Genomic DNA, 18801 nt, shown 5'->3' with positions numbered 1-18801 from the left:
AAAATGCGCATTGATCCTGATGCGACCGTGATGGTGCCGTTTGATCTGTATCACCTGCCTTATACTCACAGCCTAACAGGCTCTGCCGCATTTGCGCTTGGGTTTGCGCTGTTTGTGTGGATCAAGCACAAGGATGCAGTGGGCGCTTTGCTCGCTGGCCTTGTGGTAATCTCGCATTGGGGGCTCGACTGGCTGACCCACCGCCCCGATTTAACGCTGACCGGCAGCGGGGAAGCTTATGGTTATGGCCTGTGGAACTACCCTGAAATCGCGATGCCGCTGGAACTGGGCATCACTCTGGGAGCGTTTCTCATTTACCTGCGCCGCAGCAAGGGGCCTTTGCTTCCACCGCTGGTGCTGATCGGTACCTTGGTCACTTTGCAGATGGTCAATTGGTTTGCTCCCCATCCCGAAGCGGCTGGCCCGTTTGTCTATGGCCAGGCGCTGCTCGCCTTTGCGATTCTCACAGGTCTTGCATGGTGGCTTGGGGAGAACCGCTATGTGATGCGAAAAGCTGGCTTGGCCTCAGCCCTTAGCTGACATATGGGCATGGGCCATGAGTGAACAGCCAAGCCCCGCCGCCCCGAGCCAAAACACCAGCGAAATCACCGACGAGATCGTCGAACAGCACGGCTTTTCGCCCGAGGAATACGCGCAGGTGCTCAAATCATTGGGGCGCAAACCGAATATGGTGGAGCTGGGCATCTTCTCGGTCATGTGGTCAGAGCATTGCAGTTACAAATCATCGCGCCTGCATCTGAAGAAACTGCCGACCGAGGCCCCCTGGGTAATCTGCGGCCCCGGAGAGAATGCGGGCGTTATTGATATTGGCGACGGTCAGGCGGCGATTTTCAAGATGGAGAGCCACAACCACCCCTCCTACATCGAACCCTATCAGGGCGCAGCAACCGGCGTTGGCGGGATTTTGCGCGATGTCTTCACCATGGGCGCGCGGCCTGTTGCCAATGCCAATGCGCTGAGGTTCGGACGGCCCGAACACCCCAAGATGAAGCATCTGGTTCAAGGCGTGGTCGCAGGCATTGGCGGATACGGCAATTGCGTGGGCGTGCCGACCGTGTGCGGGGAGACGAATTTCCACCCTGCTTATGATGGCAATATCCTTGTCAACGCGATGACCGTTGGCGTCGCGGATGCGGATAAGATCTTCTATTCCGCGGCCACAGGCGTGGGCAATCCGATTGTCTATGTCGGCTCCAAAACCGGCCGCGACGGTATCCACGGCGCGACCATGGCGAGCGCGGATTTCGAAGAGGATGCGGAGGCCAAGCGCCCCACCGTGCAAGTGGGCGACCCCTTCACCGAAAAGCTGCTGATCGAGGCGTGCCTTGAGCTGATGGCAACCGATGCGATTGTCGCGATTCAAGACATGGGCGCAGCCGGCCTGACGTCATCCAGCGTCGAAATGGCGACCAACGGGAAAGCGGGCATCCGGCTCGATATGGACAAGGTTCCCTGCCGCGAAGAAGGGATGACGCCATACGAGATGATGCTGAGCGAGAGCCAAGAGCGGATGCTGATGGTGCTCAAACCCGGCAAAGAAGCGATGGCGCAGGCGATCTTCGAAAAGTGGGAGCTGGATTTCGCCGTGATCGGCGAAGTGACTGACACCCGCCATATGGTGCTCGAATGGGGCGGCGAAGTGGTGTGCGATATTCCGCTTGGCCCATTGGCTGCCGATGCGCCGGAATATGACCGGCCCTATCTGTTGAAAGAGGAATACAAGGCATGGGCGCAGGTTAAGCCCTTGGATGAGGTGCCGGAAAGCACCGACATCGGCGCGGACTTGCTCAAGCTGATGGCCAGCCCCGCCCTTGCCTCGCGCCGCTGGATTTCCGAGCAATATGACAGCCAGGTTATGGGCGACACGCTGCAAACAGGCGGCGATGCCGGTGTTGTGCGTGTGCACGGCACCAACAAAGCGCTCGCGCTGACCACCGATTGCACGCCGCGCTATGTCTATGCTGATCCCTATGAAGGCGGCAAGCAGGCGATTGCCGAGGCGTACCGGAACCTGTGCGCAGTGGGCGCACGGCCCCTCGCGGTGACAAACTGCCTGAATTTCGCAAACCCCCAGCGGCCCGAGATCATGGCGCAATTCGTCCACGCGCTTGAAGGCATGGGCGATGCGTGCAGGGCTTTGGACTTCCCGATCGTGAGCGGGAATGTGTCGCTTTATAATGAGAGCAAGGCAACCGGCGGTGGCAGCGCCATTTTGCCCACTCCAGCGATTGGCGGGGTCGGCATTATTGATGATGCGTCGAAGATGATGACGATGGGGTTTAAGGAGGAAGGCGATGCAATCTACCTTCTGGCACCGGAATTCTGGGCAAAGCCGGATCCAACCCGATCTCACCTTGGCAAATCGCTGTGGCTTGAATTGGTCAAAGACGTCAGAGATGGTCGCTCGCCGCCAGTAAATCTGGCAGCTGAAATCGGTGCGGGTCAGATTGTTCGCAAGTTGATCGGCAAAGGATTGTTAAGCGCAGTGCATGATATCTCAGACGGCGGTTTGGCTGTAGCCCTGGCGGAAATGGCAATGTCAGGTGGCAAAGGCGCAGAGGTAACCTCGAACGATGCCTACACCGCTGCCCAATGGTGGTTTGGCGAGGACCAGGCCCGCTATGTGATCACGGTAGCATCTGACAACATCGAAGCATTCAATGCAATCGTTGCTGAGGGACCAGATATTGAGGAAGCCGAGATGGTTGGCCTTACGCGCATCGGAACAGTCGGAGGGGAAAGCGTATTGAACGTCCCTCTCTCCGACCTGCGCGAAGCCCACGCCAGCTTTTTCGCTGAGTGGATGGGCCAATAAAACGAAACCGCTCATGCTGAGCTTGTCGAAGCATCGCACTTTTCTTCTCGCGTCCATTCAGAAGTGAAGAACAGTCCTTCGACAAGTTCAGGACGAGCGGGGAAAGTGTTTGCTCATGCTCCAGCCCCTACTCCACTACGGCGGGCATTGGCTTGTCCCCTTCGCGATCGGCTGGTTCATCTGGCGGGGCAAATGGTGGCGCGCCGGACTAGTCATAGCCAGCGCAAACCTGATCGACCTCGATCACCTGCTCGCAGACCCGATTTTCGACCCGAACCGTTGCTCAATCGGCTTTCACCTGCTGCATGGCTGGCAGGCTGCCCTTGCCTTCACCGCGATGCTCGCAGTGCCCAAATGGTGGATACGTGCCTTTGGCGTAGGCGCGCTTTGGCATTTGTGCGTGGACTATGGTGATTGCGTGATGCAGACATGGTGATGTGACCGCGGACCTCTCCAGCAAAGCCACTCTTACCCTCGTCGCCTTTATCGTGTTTGTCGACATGATGGGGATCGGGCTCATCGTGCCTGTCATGCCATCTTTGCTCGAAGAGATGACAGGCCTTGCCGAGGCGCAAACCGCGAGCATTGGCGGCTGGCTGCTGTTTGCCTATGCGGTGATGCAGTTCCTGTTTGCGCCCGTTATTGGCGGATTGTCCGACCGGTTTGGCAGGCGGCCCATTTTGCTGGTGACGGTGTTCCTGCTCGGCATTGATTACATCATCATGGCGCTGGCACCAGATTTGTGGTGGCTGTTTGCAGGGCGCATCCTGTCGGGCATTATGGGCGCGAGCTGGGCGGCGGCCAATTCGTGCATTGCCGATATCGCCGGGCCGCAGGATCGCGGAAAACTGTTTGGAATGCTGGGCGGTGCAGGCGCGAGCGGGTTTGTCATCGGCCCTGCAATCGGAGGCACTTTGGGCGAATATTCAGTGCGCGCGCCGTTTTTTGCAGCGGCCATTTTGTGCATAGGCGGCGCGGTAATCGGCTGGTTTGCCCTGCGCGAAACACTGCCCAAGGATCGCCGCCGCCGATTTACACTGGCGCGCGCCAACCCGCTGGGCACGATATTTGAGATGTCGAAAACCCCTCTCGTCCTCGGCTTTCTCAGCGTGATATTCCTGATGCAGACCGCTGCGCAATCCACGATGGCGGTGTGGTCATATTACACCCGCCTGAAATTCGATTGGAGCGAGTTTGATATTGGGCTCGGTGTTGCCTTTTACGGTCTGATGCTCGCCTTTACGCAGGCTGGCCTGACAGGCGTTTTGATCAAGCGTTTTGGCGTGAAAGCCACCGCGATCGGCGGGCTGGTTATCGGGCTGCAATCCTATGTCCTGATGGCATTCGCACCAACCGGCTGGTTCCTGATCTTTGCGATTGTAGTTGGCAGCATTGCAGGCGTCACATTTCCCGCCATACAGCAAATGATGAGCGAGCGGATTTCCGAAGACGCACAGGGCGAATTGCAAGGCGCAGTCGCCTCCACCATGAGCATTACCAGCGTGTTTGGCCCGGTTATGATGACCAGCGTTTTCGCGGTCTATGCCGATGACACGGGGCTGTATTTCCCCGGCGCACCATTCCTGCTGTCCGCCATTTTCGGCTATGCCGGTCTCGCGGTTCTGTGGCGCGTTACCCGCCAGATTGCGCGGCGAACGCCCGGTTAAGCAGGCGCTGCATCGTTGATTGCGATGTCGTGTTCGCCGTAACCCTCGCTCTCCAATTGCGCGAGGCATTCGCGGTAGAGCACGGGCTTGCCGATATTCATTTCGGCGCGAACATCGTCGATATCGCGGGCCATCATCGCCTCGACATCCATATGGCTGAGCTTTGCTGCAGCTTTGCCCAAATCGCGTCCTTCGCGAATGGCAGCATAGATCGGTGCAGAGGTTTCGGTCGTCTTTTTGATCTGACGCGCGGCGGCATAGGCGATGAATTTGACGCCAAAATTGTGATCCTGCTCATAGGAAAAGCCGAGCAAAGCCGCTTCGCCCAAAGCATCGCGGCCATACCCTGTCAGGATGTGCGACAAATCATGCGTATCGCGCAGACGGCACGTATACCATTCCAGTTGATCATTGGGCCGTTCATGTCGGGGCCGCCAATCATAGCTTTCAGCCTGAAGGCCCGCAGCGGATAGCCCCTCGCGTTTCATAAAGCGGATGTAATGCTGCGCCAGAGTGTTCGGCCCGCAATCAGCCCAGCGCGCATGATCATCAAGCATCTCGCCAATCGGCAACACGTCTTCGCGCTGCATAAATTCGCGCGCTTTGGGCGTTGCGACGAAATTGCGCGCCTTTTCCAAAACTCTGCGGCCTGACAGCGCCTCGATAATGTAGAACACCTGTTTGGTGTCCTCTTTATCGGCCACCAGCTTGCGGAAATGGCGCAGCGCGGTGAACGGGCGGAAACCACTGATTTTGCGGTCGGGCGCAAGGAAAGGAAGGTCGGTGGTGGCCATGGTTTGTCTCGTAAATCCGAATCTCAATAATCAGTCATTGGAATGCAACCTACATCAATGTTAGTAAGATGTCCAGCGCGTTGACTAGAGCGGCGCAAAAGCGGATAGGCTTGGGCTATGAAGACCCACGAAACGGCCCCTTACGCCCTTGAACAATTGAGCGATGATGAAGCGATAGAGCGGGCGCGCACTTTTCGCGACACGGCCAAAACGCGCCGTTCTTGCCGCTACTTCGCTGACACGCCCGTCCCGCGAGAAGTGATCGAAGCAGCCATCGAAGCGGCTGGCACCGCGCCCAATGGGGCCAACCACCAGCCCTGGCATTTCGCGGTGATCGAAAGCGCAGACAAGAAGCGCGCCATCCGCGAAGCTGCCGAAGCAGAAGAGCGCCGCTTTTACGGCGAAGAAGGCGGCAAACCCAAGGCATCGGATGAATGGCTGGGCGCGCTAAAAGATCTGGGCACCGATGCGGATAAGCCTTTTCTCGAAACTGCGCCTTACCTCATCGCGGTTTTCGCCCAGCGTAAAGGCGGGATTGAAGAGGATGGCAAAACGCAGAATTACTACGTCAATGAAAGCGTCGGGATCGCCTGCGGCCTGCTAATCGCGTGTCTACATGAGGCGGGATTGGCAACTTTGACGCACACGCCCTCCCCCATGGGTTTCCTGCGCGAGGCGTGCGAGCGCCCCGAATGGGAAAAGCCGTTGATGATTGTCGTGGTGGGCCGCCCTGCCCCAGATGCGACCGTGCCAGCGCATGCCTTGAAGAAAAAACCGCTGAGCCAGATTGCGAGCTGGCTTTAACGCGCAGGCTTAATCCGTAACCCATTCGCTTTGCGGGATGCCGAGCAGCGCCAGAACCGAAGTCAGATCACCGCGATCAATCCAGCCATTGGCGGCCGCGCGCGCTTTGGGTTTGGCGCGGTAGGCAAAGCCATAATGCGCCGCTTCGATCATCGGAATATCATTCGCGCCGTCCCCGATTGCGCAAGTGACCGCGTCTTCCCCTATGGCCGCCGCCTCGCGCTCCAACACATCTCGTTTTGTGGCGCTGTCCACGATGGCTCCTTCGAGCGCGCCGGTAAGCTTTCCCTCAACAACGCCAAGCCTGTTGCCGGCCACCAGATCAAAACCAAGCTCTTGGCCCACATGGTCAGCAAAGTGGTGAAAGCCGCCTGTTACAAGCACCGTCTTGCACCCCATGGCCTTTAACGTCTGCACCAGAATGCGCGCGCCCGGATTGGCCTTGATACGTTCAGCCAGGCACCGGGTGATGGCCTCTTCGCCCAACCCGCCAAGCAGCGCGACACGTTCCCTCAACGCATCGCCAAAATCCAATTCTCCCTGCATCGCGCGTTCTGTAATGTCGGCGATCTTGTCTTTGAGACCGGCATAATCAGCCAGTTCATCGATGCATTCCTGCCCGATCATGGTCGAATCCATGTCGGAGACGAACAGCTGCGGGATCGCAATCGGCGCGGTCCCGATCAAACCATCGGATGCCTCCGTACTGCCGCCATCTAACGCCGCGCGAACATCATCTGCCTGTGCGCTGGGCGCGCTCAGTTCGATCCCCTCATTGCCAAATGGCGACACCGCCACGGTGCCAAGATCGCCGCCCACCGCATCAAGCCGTGTGGCCATTCCATCTGCGTCTGCTATCAGCCGCGCTATGAGCACTATCGAAGACCCTCTTTCCAAACCTGTCGCGCTCATTGCAGGCCCTACTGCAAGCGGCAAGAGCGCATTGGCCGTGGACCTTGCAAAAACGCTTGAAAAAGCGGGGCGCGAGGCGGTGATCCTGAATGCGGACAGCGCGCAGGTCTATTCTGATCTGTCCATCCTGTCTGCCCGGCCCAGCAAGGATGAGATGGGCGGGATCGACCACCGCCTGTTCGGTGCTTGGGACGGGGCATGGGCGTGTTCAGCGGCCGATTGGGCCAAGCGTGCGCGCGAGGAAATCGCCGCCTGCCACGCAGCTGGCGCAGTGCCAATTCTGGCTGGCGGCACGGGGCTTTATATCAAAGTCCTGCTCGAAGGGATTGCCCCCATTCCCGAAATTGCCCCCGAAGTCCGCGCCGCCACTCGCGCGCTTTCAACCGAGGCCGCTTATGCAGCTCTCCAAATCGAAGACCCAGAGCGCGCCGCCGATCTCAATCCCGGCGATACCCAGCGCATTGCCCGCGCGCTGGAAGTAAAACGGTCCACCGGCGTGACGCTTGGCGATTGGCAATTGTCCAAGACAGGCGGGATCGCAGAGGAGATCACGCTTTATCCCGCCGTCCTGATGCCGGAGCGTGAATGGGTCTATCAACGCTGCGACAAACGCTTTGGCATGATGGTTGATAACGGCGCGCTGGAGGAGGTCGAAACCCTGCTGGCGCGAGAGCTTGATCCTGATCTGCCGGTTATGCGCGCCATTGGGGTGCCGGAACTGAGCGAGCATCTGGCCGGGCGGCTGTCGATGGCGGATGCGATCATCAGCGCCCAGCAATCCACGCGCAATTACGCTAAGCGCCAGTTCACCTGGCTGCGCAACCAGTCTCCAGAGGAATGGCCGCAAATTGAGTCCGAAAATTACGATGCGTCAGATATTTTTGGTTCATTATTACAAAAATAACGCTTGACGCATCATAATATGGCCTTTAGCGCGACCTTCAAGACGCAATTTAACACGGCGCGGCGGTTTGGTTCTTGGAATTGTCAAACGCATCGCTTAACGATGGTCGCAGACGTATATAAAGGAAGGCAATCTGATCATGTCCAATATTTTGACTGTGGTGGTTACGGGCTGATCGGGCGTTCTTCATACGAATACCCGGAACGGCCCGATGCGAATAACCGCCTCGGGCCTTTTTTATTTTGAATTGAAAGATTTGGGAGACGCACGTGGCGCAACCATCTGGTGCCGCAATTCTGGTTCAGGGCCTGATAGATCAGGGGGTCGAATATGTGTTCGGCTATCCCGGCGGCGCGGTCCTGCCGATTTACGACGAATTGTTCGGCGATGAACGCATTCGCCACATCCTCGTCCGCCATGAAGCAGGCGCAGCCCACGCCGCCGAAGGATATGCGCGCGCGACCGGTAAGCCCGGCGTTGTGCTGGTCACATCCGGTCCCGGCGCAACCAATGCCGTCACAGGTATTGCCGATGCGTGGATGGATTCGATCCCGCTTGTCATCATAACAGGCCAAGTGCCCACCGCACTGATCGGGTCCGATGCGTTTCAGGAAGCCGATACCGTCGGCATCACGCGCCACTGCACAAAGCACAATTATCTGGTCAAAGACCCCTCCGACCTGGCCGCCACCATTGAAGAAGCGTTCTGCATTGCAACGACGGGCCGTCCGGGTCCGGTTGTGATCGACATTCCCAAAGATGTGCAGATCGCAGTGCCTTCCCAAAACCGCGCTTCAAAACTTACCGCAACACACCGCTATACCCCGCAAATGGTCGCCCCCGCTGAACAGATCAGCGAAGCGGTGGAGATGATTGCCAGTGCCCAGCGGCCCATCTTTTACACAGGCGGCGGCGTTATCAATTCCGGCCCGCAGGCGGCGGAATTGCTGCGCCAATTTCAAGATCTAACCGGCGCGCCCACCACATCGACGCTGATGGGGCTTGGCGCGTTTCCATCCGAGCATCCCGATTGGCTGGGAATGCTGGGAATGCACGGCACTTACGAAGCCAATATGGCGATGAACGGGGCCGATGTGATGGTTTGCATCGGCGCGCGCTTTGATGACCGGGTGACCGGCAGGCTCGATGCGTTTTCGCCCGGTTCGAAGAAAATTCACATCGATATCGACCGCTCCTCGATCAACAAAACGGTGCCGGTGGACCTTGGCATTGTGGGTGATTGCGCGACTGTGCTTGACCAGATGATTGAGGCGTGGGGTGCGCGAAGCCCGCAGGATATGGGCGAATGGAAAGCGCGCATTGCCGGATGGCGCGCGCGTGAATGCCTGGCTTACCCGGCCAAATCAAAAAAGCATCCCGATATGATCATGCCGCAAAAAGCGGTGGAGCGGCTGCATGCTTTAACGCACGAACAATCGCCCATCATCACCACCGAAGTGGGCCAGCACCAGATGTGGGCGGCGCAATATTTCGGATTTGAACAGCCGAACAAATGGCTGACCTCCGGCGGGCTGGGCACAATGGGTTACGGCCTTCCCGCAGCGATCGGCGCGCAATTGGGGCATCCCGATGCCCTGGTGATCGACATCGCAGGCGAAGCCAGCATTCAAATGAATATTCAGGAACTTGGCACAGCCTCGCAATACCGGCTGCCGGTAAAGATATTCATCCTCAACAATGAATATATGGGCATGGTGCGCCAGTGGCAGGAACTGACTTACGAAAGCCGATATTCCAATTCCTATTCCGACAGTCTGCCCGATTTCGTCGCTTTGGCGCAGGCTTACGGGTGGAAAGGCATCCGCATCCACGGCGAGGACGAGCTGGATGCAGGCATTCAGGCGATGATCGATTATGATGGCCCTGTGATTGTCGATTGCCTTGTGGCCCAAGATGCCAATTGCCTGCCGATGATCCCATCGGGCGCAGCGCATACCGAAATGCTGCTGTATGGCGACAGCGTCGATGGCACGATGGATGACGAAGCGAAAGCGCTCGTCTAAAGCGCATCAGACAAGCGGAAAGACAGACACTCCCATGAAAATCAAAAGCGCCGAAACAGAGCGCCACGTCCTTGCGATAACGGTCGATAATGAGCCGGGCATTCTTGCCAAGATCACCGGCATGTTCACCGCGCGCGGCTATAACATCGACAGCCTTACCGTGGCCGATATTTCCGACGATCATGCCGTCAGCCGGATCACGATTGTGACCAATGGCCCGCCAGAAGTGATCGACCAGATCGAGGCGCAATTGGAACGGCTGGTGCCGGTTCATAAGGTTATCGACCTGACCGCCGCTGGCCCGCATGTGGAACGCGAATTGGCGCTGATCAAAGTGGCCGGCACAGGCGACAAGCGTGTCGAAGCGCTGCGGATCGCAGATGTGTTCCGCGCGCAAGTGGTCGACACCACCACCGAAAGTTTCGTGTTCGAACTCACCGGCGCGCCGGACAAGATCGACAGCTTTATCGCGCTTATGCGCGGCCTTGGACTGGTTTCCGTGGGCCGATCCGGCGTAGTCGGCATGATGCGCGGCGCCGACGGCACAACCTAATTCATATCCATATTCAGAAATTTAGAAGGAACACCTCACAATGAAAGTCTATTACGACGCCGATGCCGATCTCGATCTGGTAAAGTCGAAGAAAATTGCCGTGCTTGGCTATGGCTCGCAAGGGCACGCGCATGCACAAAACCTGCGCGATAGCGGCGTTGGCGAAGTTGCCATTGCTCTGCGCGAAGGATCAGCGACCGCGAAAAAGGCAGAGGCAGCAGGCTTCAAGGTGCTGTCCAACACCGAAGCGGCCAAATGGGCCGATATTCTGATGATCCTTGCCCCTGATGAACATCAGGCCGCGATCTATGCCGACAATGTGCATGGCCACATGAAGCCGGGCAGCGCGCTCGCATTTGCACACGGGCTCAACATTCACTTTGGCCTGATTGAGCCGCAGGACGATATCGATGTCATCATGATCGCGCCCAAAGGTCCGGGCCACACGGTGCGCTCTGAATACACACGCGGCGGCGGGGTGCCTTGCCTGATCGCGGTGCATCAGGATGCCAGCGGCAGCGCGCATGACACCGCCCTTGCCTATGCCAGCGGCGTTGGCGGCGGGCGCAGCGGCATTATCGAGACAAACTTCCGCGAAGAATGCGAAACCGATCTGTTCGGCGAGCAAGCGGTTTTGTGCGGCGGGATCACGCATTTGATCCAGGCTGGGTTCGAAACTCTGACAGAGGCAGGATACGCGCCTGAAATGGCGTATTTCGAATGCCTTCACGAAACCAAGCTGATCGTTGATCTGCTGTATGAAGGCGGCATTGCCAATATGCGCTATTCGATCAGCAACACGGCTGAATATGGCGATATCAAAACCGGCCCGCGCATCATCACTGATGAAACCAAGGCTGAAATGAAGCGCGTTCTGGCTGACATTCAGGCGGGCCGTTTCGTCAAAGACTTCGTACTGGACAACCGCGCAGGCCAGCCAGAACTCAAAGCATCGCGCAAAGCCGCAGAAGCGCATCCGATCGAAAAAACGGGCGCAGAGCTGCGCGCGATGATGCCGTGGATCAGCGCCAACAAGCTGGTCGACAAAGCCAAGAACTAAAGGGTATGCGGGCGTCATTATGGACGCCCGCACCCCTGCCCTTCCGCCTGTTCACCCGCTTATTTACGTCGCAATGGCGATCATAGGGGTCATCATCGTTGCGCGCGCCTATATGAACGTCAAAGGCCCTGAAGACTTTGAAATCACTGTCACACAGGGGCAGGTGCAGGAATTTGCCCGCGCACAATTGAACGAGCTGCAACAGCAATCCTTTGCCCGGGACATCGAATTGTGCGGTATCATTTTTGAACGCACAGGCGGCGAACTGGGCGCATCTGACCCGCGGCCAGGGGACGAGGCAAGCTGCGGCATCCAGTATTTCGATGAGCCGGGAATGCGCCCTGTGGCCAGCTATCATACGCATGCCGCTCAAAACGATGATTATGACAGCGAAGTGCCTTCAACGTTTGATCTGGAAAGCGATGCGGCGGCGGGCATGGATGGCTATGTCGCGACCCCTGGGGGGCGGTTCTGGCATGTCGATGCGAGCGAACCGTCGGCCAATATGGTGTGCGGAGCCGGATGTCTGGCGCAGGATCCGAGTTACAGATCCTGCCCAGAACTTGATCCGCTGCCGCGCTACACTCTTACAGAATTGCGAGCGCGGCAGAGCGGGCCATTGCCTGATTGCTGAGGTTTGAGAGGCGAGAGCGCCTGCTTCTATTCTCAGCCTTTGAAAAAAGAGTGTGACCAGCAGGATTTAGGAGGAAACTCCCACCGGCCACACCCAATCTACGCGCCTTCAGGCAGTCGGCGCGCAATCTGATCCGGAACAATCCGCTTCGCATGCCGAGGCATCGCAAGCTGCACCGCAGGCCGCCGCGCCACATGCTGCGGCACCGCAAGCCGCCGCACCGCAGGCATCCGCGCCGCAACCCGAAGCATCACACGCCGCACCGCAGGCCGAGGCATCGCACGCCGCACCGCAGGCCGAGGCATCGCACGCCGCAGCGCAGGCCGAGGCATCGCACGCTGCGCCGCAGGCAGACGCTGAACAGGCCGAGGCGCTGCACGCTGCCGCACCGCAGGCTGCTGCCTGGCGTTTTGCGCGTTTCTTGGCTTCTTTGCGCGCTTTGCGTTCAGCACGAGCAGCTGCACGATCAGCGGAGGAGTAAGACGAGCTGCTGGAGACACCGCGCGCACCGCACGGAAATTCTGCCATCGCTGGCGCGCCAGCACTCGCTGCGGCAAGACCGCCTGCAACCATCAACATTTTCGCAAGGCTTGTGGATTTTGACATAGGTAATTCCTTCAAAAATCAGTGCATTCGTGAAATGGTTTTCAATCAATCGCCGAATTTCTTGCCATCGGGCGTTTTGGCCCAGGCCGGATCGGATTTGGCAATGAAGCCATCGATATCGCCCAGCCATGTCTTTTGGACGTTCTGGTTGAAGTTCAAATAGAGCTTCCCGCCGTGAATTTTGTATAAGGTGGGATCACCCGGCGCGAGGGAACCGCGGCTCATCGCCCAGGCGCAGTGTCCGCCATATTGCGGCGCATAGGCATCGGGATCGGCTTTGAACGCATCGGCATTGGCCTTGGATGCAAAATGCCAGACAGCGCCGTCATGCTTTACAGCAAACTTTGCGCTACCTTTCTGCGGCACGCCATTGCCTTTGAAATAGCTGACCGTGTCATAGCCGCTAACCGCGATATCAGCGCCTTCGACGCCAACAAAAATGCCGCCATCAGCAGAAACGGGCGCGCTCAGCGCAATAGGTGCGGCCAATGCAGCAAAGGCAAGGCCGATATGAGATAGTTTCATCGGGGTTCTCCTAGAATTTGTAAGTCTGACCCGTTCTTGCAAACACAGTGGCCAGCAAGAGCAAAAGCCAGACAAAAAACGTGCGACGACCACCGGGCAGACAATCAGATAGGGGCGTCAGGGGGTTGGTCAGCAGGGGAACTGACCGGGGTTCCTGATTGCCGCCAAGTGGCCGCGCACATCTAGTATTCGCGGGGATATCCGGATTGGTGACACCCGGCCCAAAAAAATTTCGAAAAACTGCACGCGCCTGCAAAAAGCGCGATATCGATAGGGCAGAATCGACATCGCAGACGCAATCAGGCAAAGGTCGCGCGCAAGGGGGAAAGCAACCGAATATGCGGCTTTCGCAATGTCACAATATTGATGATTTTCGAAAGCTCGCCAAAGCGCGGCTACCTTTTCCCGTGTTCGATTATATCGACGGCGCGGCCGATGATGAGCAGACCAAAGCGCGCAACACCTCGGCCTATGACAGCGTTGATCTGGTGCCCGATGTGCTTGCGGGGGTTGAACAGATCGACACCTCCTGCACCATCCTTGGCCGCAAAAGCGCTCTGCCCCTGATGCTATCGCCCACCGCGGTCCAGCGCGCGTTTCACTGGCAGGGCGAAACCGCGGTGGCAAAAGCGGCGGAGAAGTTTGGCCTGTGGTTCGGCATTTCCAGCCTCGCGACCCGCTCAATCGAGGAAATCGCTGAGTTGACGAGCGGGCCTAAGCTGTTCCAGCTTTATGTTCACAAAGACAAGGGCCTCAACACTCATATGATCGAACGTTGTCAGGCGGCCGGCTTTGATGCGCTGGCGCTGACGGTGGATACGATTGTTTCGGGCAAGCGCGAGCGGTGCTTGCGCTCAGGTTTCACCACCCCGCCCCGGTTCACTCCCGCCAGCATTTTCAGTTACGCCACTCGCCCGCGCTGGACGCTGGATTATCTGATGCGCGACAAATTCCGCCTGCCCAATCTCGATACGCATGTGAGCGAGGGATCGAGCAAAGCGGTGAGCATTGCAGAATATTTCAACACCATGCTCGACACATCCATGGATTGGGAAACAGCCGCCGCTTTGCGCGAACAATGGGGCGGCACATTTGTGCTGAAAGGCGTAATGAGCGCCGCCGATGCCCGGCGCGCGGTGGATATTGGCGCGGATGCGATCATGCTGTCCAATCATGGCGGGCGGCAATTGGACGGCAGCCGCACGCCGTTCGATCAATTGCCGGAAATCGTCGATGCGGTCGGCGGAGAAATTGAGATCATCTGCGATGGCGGCGTGCGGCGCGGCACGCATGCGCTCAAAGCACTATGCACCGGCGCAAGCGTGGCATCGGGCGGGCGGCTGTATCTCTATGCGCTCGCTGCAGCCGGGCAGGACGGGGTGGAACGCGCCCTGTCGATCCTGAAAGACGAGATAGAGCGGGCAATGCGGTTGATGGGGGTCACCCGTGTTGACCAGCTAACCCGCGAGCGTTTGCGCGCGCATTGATAGCTGCGGGATGGCGGATCAAGCGCAGGGGTGTCATAACCGCGTAAAGAACGCGCGCCTTACGGTGCGAACCAATTGCCAATCGGGGGACCAGCCTTGACCATTGCTGCCAAAATCGCAGGTACATTCGCCGCCACGCCGTTGCTGCTTGCTCTGGCTGCATGCGGCACGGCGGAAAATACAGGCGATGCCGGCAGCGCCGCCGATGAATTTGCCGCGCGCATCAAATCGGGCAATCCTGAAGCTACCCCCGAAACAGCGCCTGTGCCGCAGGGGACTGTCGCCCCGACTGTCGCAGAGCCTTTGCCCAATGCAGCCGAAGGCGCCTTTGCCCCCGGCACGGCCACCGATCCCGCCAGCGCCACATGCGGCGCGAATGAAATGGGCCAGTTTATCGGGCTTGAGGCGAGCGATGATGTCCAGCTTGCGATCATCAATGTGATCGATGGCGCGAATGAAGTTCGCTTTGTCGCGCCGGGCGGCGAATATGTGCGGCCCGATGCGACCAATCCGCGGCTCAACATCATGCTCGATACTACCAATATCATCCGCGATGCGCGGTGTGGGTGAGGCATAGAAAAGCCCCGCCACTCAGATGAGCAGCGGGGCTTTTGAAAGTCGGTTTATCCCGGATTAGTCCTGATAGTGCTCATCAGGTGAGTGGGTCGCATAATTTTCATCACCGCTGGCAATAAAGCCGGGGATGTCTGCCTGCCACTTGTCCTGAACGCTCTCATTGTAATTCAAATAAAGCTTGCCATCGACGATTTCGTAGACATTGGGATCGCCTTCCGCGAGCGCATCATTCGCGCCAATGGCCCATGCGCAGTAGCCGCCATAAGCTGGTGCATATTTGGCTGGATCTTCGGCAAAGGTGTCTGCGTTTTCAGCGCTGGCGAAGCGGTAATCGTACCCTTCGTAACGCACAGTGAATTCCTCTGCGCCTTCAACCGGAACGCCGTCATCGGTGAAGTAGCTAACCACGTCATAGCCGGACACCGCCAGCGTATCGCCTTTAGCTTTACGATACACAGGGCCAGTGGCCTCGCCGCCAAGGTCTTTATACAGAGCAGTTTCGGTGGCCACCTCTGCTGCTGCGGTATCAGTATCAGCCGGAGCATCTGCGGCAGGCGCGCCGCATGCGGCGACTGTGGCGAGAAGTGCGACTGCGAAAAGTGAACGTTTCATAATTTGTCCTCCTAAGGGGGTTTTCACCGGCAGCCTGATCGCCGGCACACTCCTGTTTCGCGGGGGTGCCAGCAATGGTTACACCGGGCCATAACTTTTTGTCACTCGCCCGCTTGCACCCGCTTCGAAATTCGCACACAAGCATGATTGTAATGCGACATGCTGGCCTTCTCCTACGACTTACGCGCCCTTGGGCGTGATGGCGCGCGTGCCAGTGGCCGCCTGCTGACGCTCAAGGGCTTTTGAACCAAACACCACCTGCCCCTTCGCATTCGAGACACTGCCATCATGCCCATGCTGAAAAACCCTTCGACCAAATACGCGCCCTTTGGCCAGATTGATCTGCCTGATCGCCAATGGCCAAGCCGCCTGATTGAGCGCGCGCCGCGCTGGCTTTCCACCGATCTGCGCGATGGCAACCAATCGATCATTGATCCCATGGATGCGGTGAAGAAACGCCGGTTCTTCGATCTTCTCGTCGAAGTCGGCGTGAAAGAAATTGAGGTCGGCTTTCCCAGCGCAGGCGCGACCGAGTTCGACTTTATCTCAAGCCTCGTCAAATCGGATGCTGTGCCTGATGATGTGATGGTGCAGGTTCTCACGCAGAGCCGCGAAGATTTGATCCGCACTTCGTTTGAAAGCCTCGAAGGCGCGCGCGCAGCCATCGTGCACCTTTACAACGCAGTCAGCCCGGCATGGCGCGATATCGTCTTTCGCATGTCGCGCGACGAAGTGCGAGAAATCGCTGCCCACGGCGCAAAAGTGATGCGCGATTGCGCGGCCGAGCGGCCCAGTACCGATTGGCATTTCCAATATTCGCCCGAAACGTTCTCCACCGCAGAACTGGATTTCTCAATTGAGGTCTGCGCTGCGGTGATGGACGTGCTCGCTCCCACACCGGAAAAGCCGATCATCCTCAACCTGCCCGCCACGGTGGAGGCTGCGACTCCCAATATCTATGCCGATCAGATCGAATATTTCTGCAAGCACCTGCCAAACCGCGAAAGCGCGGTGATCTCGCTCCACACGCATAATGACAGAGGCACAGGCGTGGCCGCAGCAGAGCTGGGCCTGATGGCGGGCGCAGACCGGGTTGAGGGATGTCTGTTCGGCAATGGTGAGCGCACGGGCAATTGCTGCCTCGTCACCATGGGGCTGAACCTGTACACGCAAGGCGTTGATCCGGGCCTCGATTTCTCCGACATCGACCGCGTCATCGAAACGGTCGAATATTGCAACGATCTGCCCGTCCATCAGCGGCACCCTTATGGCGGGGAACTGGTCTACACCGCTTTTTCCGGCAGCCATCAGGATGCGATCAAGAAAGGGTTCGAAGCGCGCACCAGCCAGAACGACGAAGCCTGGCGCGTCCCCTATCTGCCTATCGATCCGGCAGACCTTGGCCGCGATTATGAGGCTGTCATCCGCGTCAATTCGCAAAGCGGCAAAGGCGGTTTTGCATGGGTACTGGAACAAGACCAAGGCCTCAAACTGCCCAAGCAAATGCAGGCGGATTTCTCAGCCCACGTCCAGAACCTGGCTGATGAATTGGGCCGCGAATTGAACGCTGCTGATATCTGGGACGCGTTCACCGCGACCTATCATGTCGGCACCACCGACAGATATTTCAGCCTCGTTGATTACGAAGAAAGCCGCACACCCGATGGCACACGCCTGTTCGCGGGCAAGATCGCGGTCGAAGGCGGTCAGCAAAGCGTTTCTGGCAAAGGCAACGGCCTGATATCCAGCGTGGTCAGCACATTGGAAGGCGCGTTCGAGCTTGATATCAGAGTGCTCGATTACTCCGAGCACGCGCTTGGCTCTGGCCGCGATGCGCGCGCGGCCGCTTACCTCAAATGCGAAAGCAAAGGCCGCGTCATCTGGGGCTGCGGCATTGACGAAGATGTCGCAACCGCCAGCGTTCGCGCGGTTTTGTCCGTCGCCAATTCGGCCATCGCGGCTTAAAAATTTCCAAGGGAGAATACATGCAAAACCTCTTCGATGTATCGGGCAAAGTGGCTGTCGTCACTGGCGGATCAAGCGGCATTGGCGCGATGATGGCCAAAGGGCTGCTGGTGGGCGGCGCGAAAGTTTACATCACCGCGCGCAAGGCCGACCGGCTTGAGGCCAAAGCCAAAGAACTTTGCGAATTTGGCGAATGCACCGCGATTGCTGCGGACATGTCAAAGCTGGAAGGGATCGAGGCGTTTGTGGCCGAAGTTTCCAAACACGAAGACAGCGTGGATATCCTCATCAACAATGCCGGGGCCAATTGGGCCGCACCCTTGGAACAATTCCCCGAAAAAGGGTGGGACAAGGTGATGGATATCAACATCAAATCGGTGTTTTTCGTCGCGCAGAAATTCCTGCCGCTTTTGAAAGCCGCTGGCACGGCGGAAACCCCGGCGCGCATTATCAACATCGCGTCGATCAATGGCATCCGCAATTCGGGCATGCCGACCTACGCCTATTCCGCCAGCAAATCGGGCGTCATCCATCTGACCGAACATCTCGCCACCGATCTTGCCTCAAGCCACATCAATGTGAACGCCATCGCGCCCGGCCTCTTCCCCAGCGATATGACCAAGCAGATCGTTGAAAATGACGGCATGGTCGATGCCGCACTGAAAAGCATTCCGCTGCGCCGCATGGGCGAACCTGAAGACATTGCGGGCACCGCCATTTACCTCAGCAGCCGCGCATCGGCCTGGCTGACGGGTAAAACGATTGCGCTGGATGGCGGAATGATTTCGACCGCGTGAGTAAGAGGCGGCAATCACAAACGGATTGGGGACTGACCGGAGAAT

The 18801-nt window shown here is 58.1% G+C and carries 19 protein-coding genes; 14 read left to right on the top strand and 5 right to left on the bottom strand.

Annotated features, from left to right (window positions below):
* The 4 genes from AC0V6W_RS15195 to AC0V6W_RS15180 form a co-directional block, all read left to right on the top strand.
* The coding region (locus AC0V6W_RS15195; protein WP_486151388.1) for a hypothetical protein at positions 1–540 on the top strand (540 nt) is incomplete at its 5' end.
* Between the two features lie 16 nt (positions 541–556).
* A complete protein-coding gene (gene purL, locus AC0V6W_RS15190; RefSeq protein ID WP_486151386.1) occupies positions 557–2836 on the top strand; it encodes a phosphoribosylformylglycinamidine synthase subunit PurL in 2280 nt (759 codons plus the stop codon).
* Between the two features lie 115 nt (positions 2837–2951).
* A complete protein-coding gene (locus AC0V6W_RS15185; protein ID WP_486151384.1) occupies positions 2952–3272 on the top strand; it encodes a DUF6122 family protein in 321 nt (106 codons plus the stop codon).
* Position 3273: 1 nt separating this feature from the next.
* The gene (locus AC0V6W_RS15180; protein WP_486151382.1) at positions 3274–4503 is read left to right on the top strand and encodes a TCR/Tet family MFS transporter; all 1230 of its coding nucleotides are present in this window, start codon (positions 3274–3276) and stop codon (positions 4501–4503) included.
* On the opposite strand, the gene AC0V6W_RS15175 is transcribed toward AC0V6W_RS15180, so the two are convergent.
* A complete protein-coding gene (locus AC0V6W_RS15175) occupies positions 4500–5297 on the bottom strand; it encodes a Coq4 family protein (RefSeq protein ID WP_486151380.1) in 798 nt (265 codons plus the stop codon). The two genes, AC0V6W_RS15180 and AC0V6W_RS15175, sit on opposite strands and share 4 nt — an antisense overlap.
* A 117-nt stretch (positions 5298–5414) precedes the next feature.
* On the opposite strand from AC0V6W_RS15175, the gene AC0V6W_RS15170 reads away from it, so the two are divergent.
* Positions 5415–6101: a nitroreductase family protein gene (locus AC0V6W_RS15170; RefSeq protein ID WP_486151378.1), complete on the top strand. Its 687-nt coding sequence runs from the start codon at positions 5415–5417 to the stop codon at positions 6099–6101.
* A gap of 9 nt (positions 6102–6110) precedes the next feature.
* On the opposite strand, the gene serB is transcribed toward AC0V6W_RS15170, so the two are convergent.
* Complete coding sequence (gene serB / locus AC0V6W_RS15165) at positions 6111–6941, bottom strand: phosphoserine phosphatase SerB (RefSeq protein WP_486151376.1); 831 nt, start codon at positions 6939–6941, stop codon at positions 6111–6113.
* A 28-nt stretch (positions 6942–6969) separates the two neighbouring features.
* Here serB and miaA point away from each other — a divergent pair, with 28 nt between their 5' ends.
* From miaA to AC0V6W_RS15140, 5 genes are all read left to right on the top strand, one after another.
* Positions 6970–7917, top strand: a complete 948-nt coding sequence (miaA, locus tag AC0V6W_RS15160) for a tRNA (adenosine(37)-N6)-dimethylallyltransferase MiaA (protein WP_486151374.1) — start codon at positions 6970–6972, stop codon at positions 7915–7917.
* Between the two features lie 269 nt (positions 7918–8186).
* Entirely contained in the window at positions 8187–9941 is a 1755-nt protein-coding gene (gene ilvB, locus AC0V6W_RS15155) for a biosynthetic-type acetolactate synthase large subunit (protein ID WP_486151372.1), read from the top strand.
* A gap of 34 nt (positions 9942–9975) precedes the next feature.
* Positions 9976–10494 carry an acetolactate synthase small subunit gene (ilvN, locus tag AC0V6W_RS15150; protein WP_486151370.1) on the top strand — a complete coding sequence of 173 codons (519 nt, stop codon included), beginning with the start codon at positions 9976–9978 and terminating at the stop codon, positions 10492–10494.
* A gap of 40 nt (positions 10495–10534) precedes the next feature.
* Positions 10535–11554 (top strand): ketol-acid reductoisomerase, encoded by a 1020-nt coding sequence (ilvC, locus tag AC0V6W_RS15145; RefSeq protein ID WP_486151368.1) that lies wholly within the window; start codon positions 10535–10537, stop codon positions 11552–11554.
* Between the two features lie 19 nt (positions 11555–11573).
* Positions 11574–12188 carry a DUF4329 domain-containing protein gene (locus tag AC0V6W_RS15140; RefSeq protein ID WP_486151366.1) on the top strand — a complete coding sequence of 205 codons (615 nt, stop codon included), beginning with the start codon at positions 11574–11576 and terminating at the stop codon, positions 12186–12188.
* 108 nt (positions 12189–12296) lie between these two features.
* Here the strand turns inward: AC0V6W_RS15140 and AC0V6W_RS15135 are convergent, their stop codons facing one another.
* The gene (locus AC0V6W_RS15135; protein ID WP_486151364.1) at positions 12297–12794 is read right to left on the bottom strand and encodes a hypothetical protein; all 498 of its coding nucleotides are present in this window, start codon (positions 12792–12794) and stop codon (positions 12297–12299) included.
* A 45-nt stretch (positions 12795–12839) separates the two neighbouring features.
* Positions 12840–13319 (bottom strand): YHS domain-containing (seleno)protein, encoded by a 480-nt coding sequence (locus AC0V6W_RS15130; RefSeq protein WP_486151362.1) that lies wholly within the window; start codon positions 13317–13319, stop codon positions 12840–12842.
* Positions 13320–13657: 338 nt separating this feature from the next.
* Between AC0V6W_RS15130 and AC0V6W_RS15125 the strand changes: the two genes are divergently transcribed.
* On the top strand, positions 13658–14806 hold the full coding sequence (locus tag AC0V6W_RS15125; RefSeq protein WP_486151360.1) for an alpha-hydroxy acid oxidase: 1149 nt from the start codon (positions 13658–13660) through the stop codon (positions 14804–14806).
* A gap of 96 nt (positions 14807–14902) precedes the next feature.
* The gene (locus AC0V6W_RS15120; RefSeq protein ID WP_486151358.1) at positions 14903–15376 is read left to right on the top strand and encodes a hypothetical protein; all 474 of its coding nucleotides are present in this window, start codon (positions 14903–14905) and stop codon (positions 15374–15376) included.
* Between the two features lie 63 nt (positions 15377–15439).
* Here the strand turns inward: AC0V6W_RS15120 and AC0V6W_RS15115 are convergent, their stop codons facing one another.
* Complete coding sequence (locus AC0V6W_RS15115) at positions 15440–15994, bottom strand: YHS domain-containing (seleno)protein (RefSeq protein WP_486151356.1); 555 nt, start codon at positions 15992–15994, stop codon at positions 15440–15442.
* Positions 15995–16282: 288 nt separating this feature from the next.
* Between AC0V6W_RS15115 and leuA the strand changes: the two genes are divergently transcribed.
* The gene (gene leuA, locus AC0V6W_RS15110) at positions 16283–17959 is read left to right on the top strand and encodes a 2-isopropylmalate synthase (protein ID WP_486151354.1); all 1677 of its coding nucleotides are present in this window, start codon (positions 16283–16285) and stop codon (positions 17957–17959) included.
* A gap of 20 nt (positions 17960–17979) precedes the next feature.
* Positions 17980–18756 carry a glucose 1-dehydrogenase gene (locus AC0V6W_RS15105; protein ID WP_486151352.1) on the top strand — a complete coding sequence of 259 codons (777 nt, stop codon included), beginning with the start codon at positions 17980–17982 and terminating at the stop codon, positions 18754–18756.
* Positions 18757–18801 lie beyond the last annotated feature (45 nt).

The organism is Erythrobacter sp. JB1-7, assembly GCF_057365015.1.
Note: the sequence above shows the minus strand (reverse complement) of the source record. Positions and strands in the feature narration are given on the sequence as shown.

Bases quoted from the DNA above. Each gene is read 5' to 3' on its own strand.
- AC0V6W_RS15175 (WP_486151380.1), bottom strand. From the start codon at position 5,297: ATGGCCACCACCGACCTTCCTTTCCTTGCGCCCGACCGCAAAATCAGT.
- AC0V6W_RS15105 (WP_486151352.1), top strand. From the start codon at position 17,980: ATGCAAAACCTCTTCGATGTATCGGGCAAAGTGGCTGTCGTCACTGGC.
- serB (WP_486151376.1), bottom strand. From the start codon at position 6,941: ATGGCCACACGGCTTGATGCGGTGGGCGGCGATCTTGGCACCGTGGCG.
- ilvC (WP_486151368.1), top strand. From the start codon at position 10,535: ATGAAAGTCTATTACGACGCCGATGCCGATCTCGATCTGGTAAAGTCG.
- AC0V6W_RS15135 (WP_486151364.1), bottom strand. From the start codon at position 12,794: ATGTCAAAATCCACAAGCCTTGCGAAAATGTTGATGGTTGCAGGCGGT.
- ilvN (WP_486151370.1), top strand. From the start codon at position 9,976: ATGAAAATCAAAAGCGCCGAAACAGAGCGCCACGTCCTTGCGATAACG.
- leuA (WP_486151354.1), top strand. From the start codon at position 16,283: ATGCCCATGCTGAAAAACCCTTCGACCAAATACGCGCCCTTTGGCCAG.
- AC0V6W_RS15130 (WP_486151362.1), bottom strand. From the start codon at position 13,319: ATGAAACTATCTCATATCGGCCTTGCCTTTGCTGCATTGGCCGCACCT.
- AC0V6W_RS15115 (WP_486151356.1), bottom strand. From the start codon at position 15,994: ATGAAACGTTCACTTTTCGCAGTCGCACTTCTCGCCACAGTCGCCGCA.
- AC0V6W_RS15125 (WP_486151360.1), top strand. From the start codon at position 13,658: ATGCGGCTTTCGCAATGTCACAATATTGATGATTTTCGAAAGCTCGCC.
- AC0V6W_RS15185 (WP_486151384.1), top strand. From the start codon at position 2,952: ATGCTCCAGCCCCTACTCCACTACGGCGGGCATTGGCTTGTCCCCTTC.
- purL (WP_486151386.1), top strand. From the start codon at position 557: ATGAGTGAACAGCCAAGCCCCGCCGCCCCGAGCCAAAACACCAGCGAA.
- AC0V6W_RS15170 (WP_486151378.1), top strand. From the start codon at position 5,415: ATGAAGACCCACGAAACGGCCCCTTACGCCCTTGAACAATTGAGCGAT.
- AC0V6W_RS15140 (WP_486151366.1), top strand. From the start codon at position 11,574: ATGGACGCCCGCACCCCTGCCCTTCCGCCTGTTCACCCGCTTATTTAC.
- miaA (WP_486151374.1), top strand. From the start codon at position 6,970: ATGAGCACTATCGAAGACCCTCTTTCCAAACCTGTCGCGCTCATTGCA.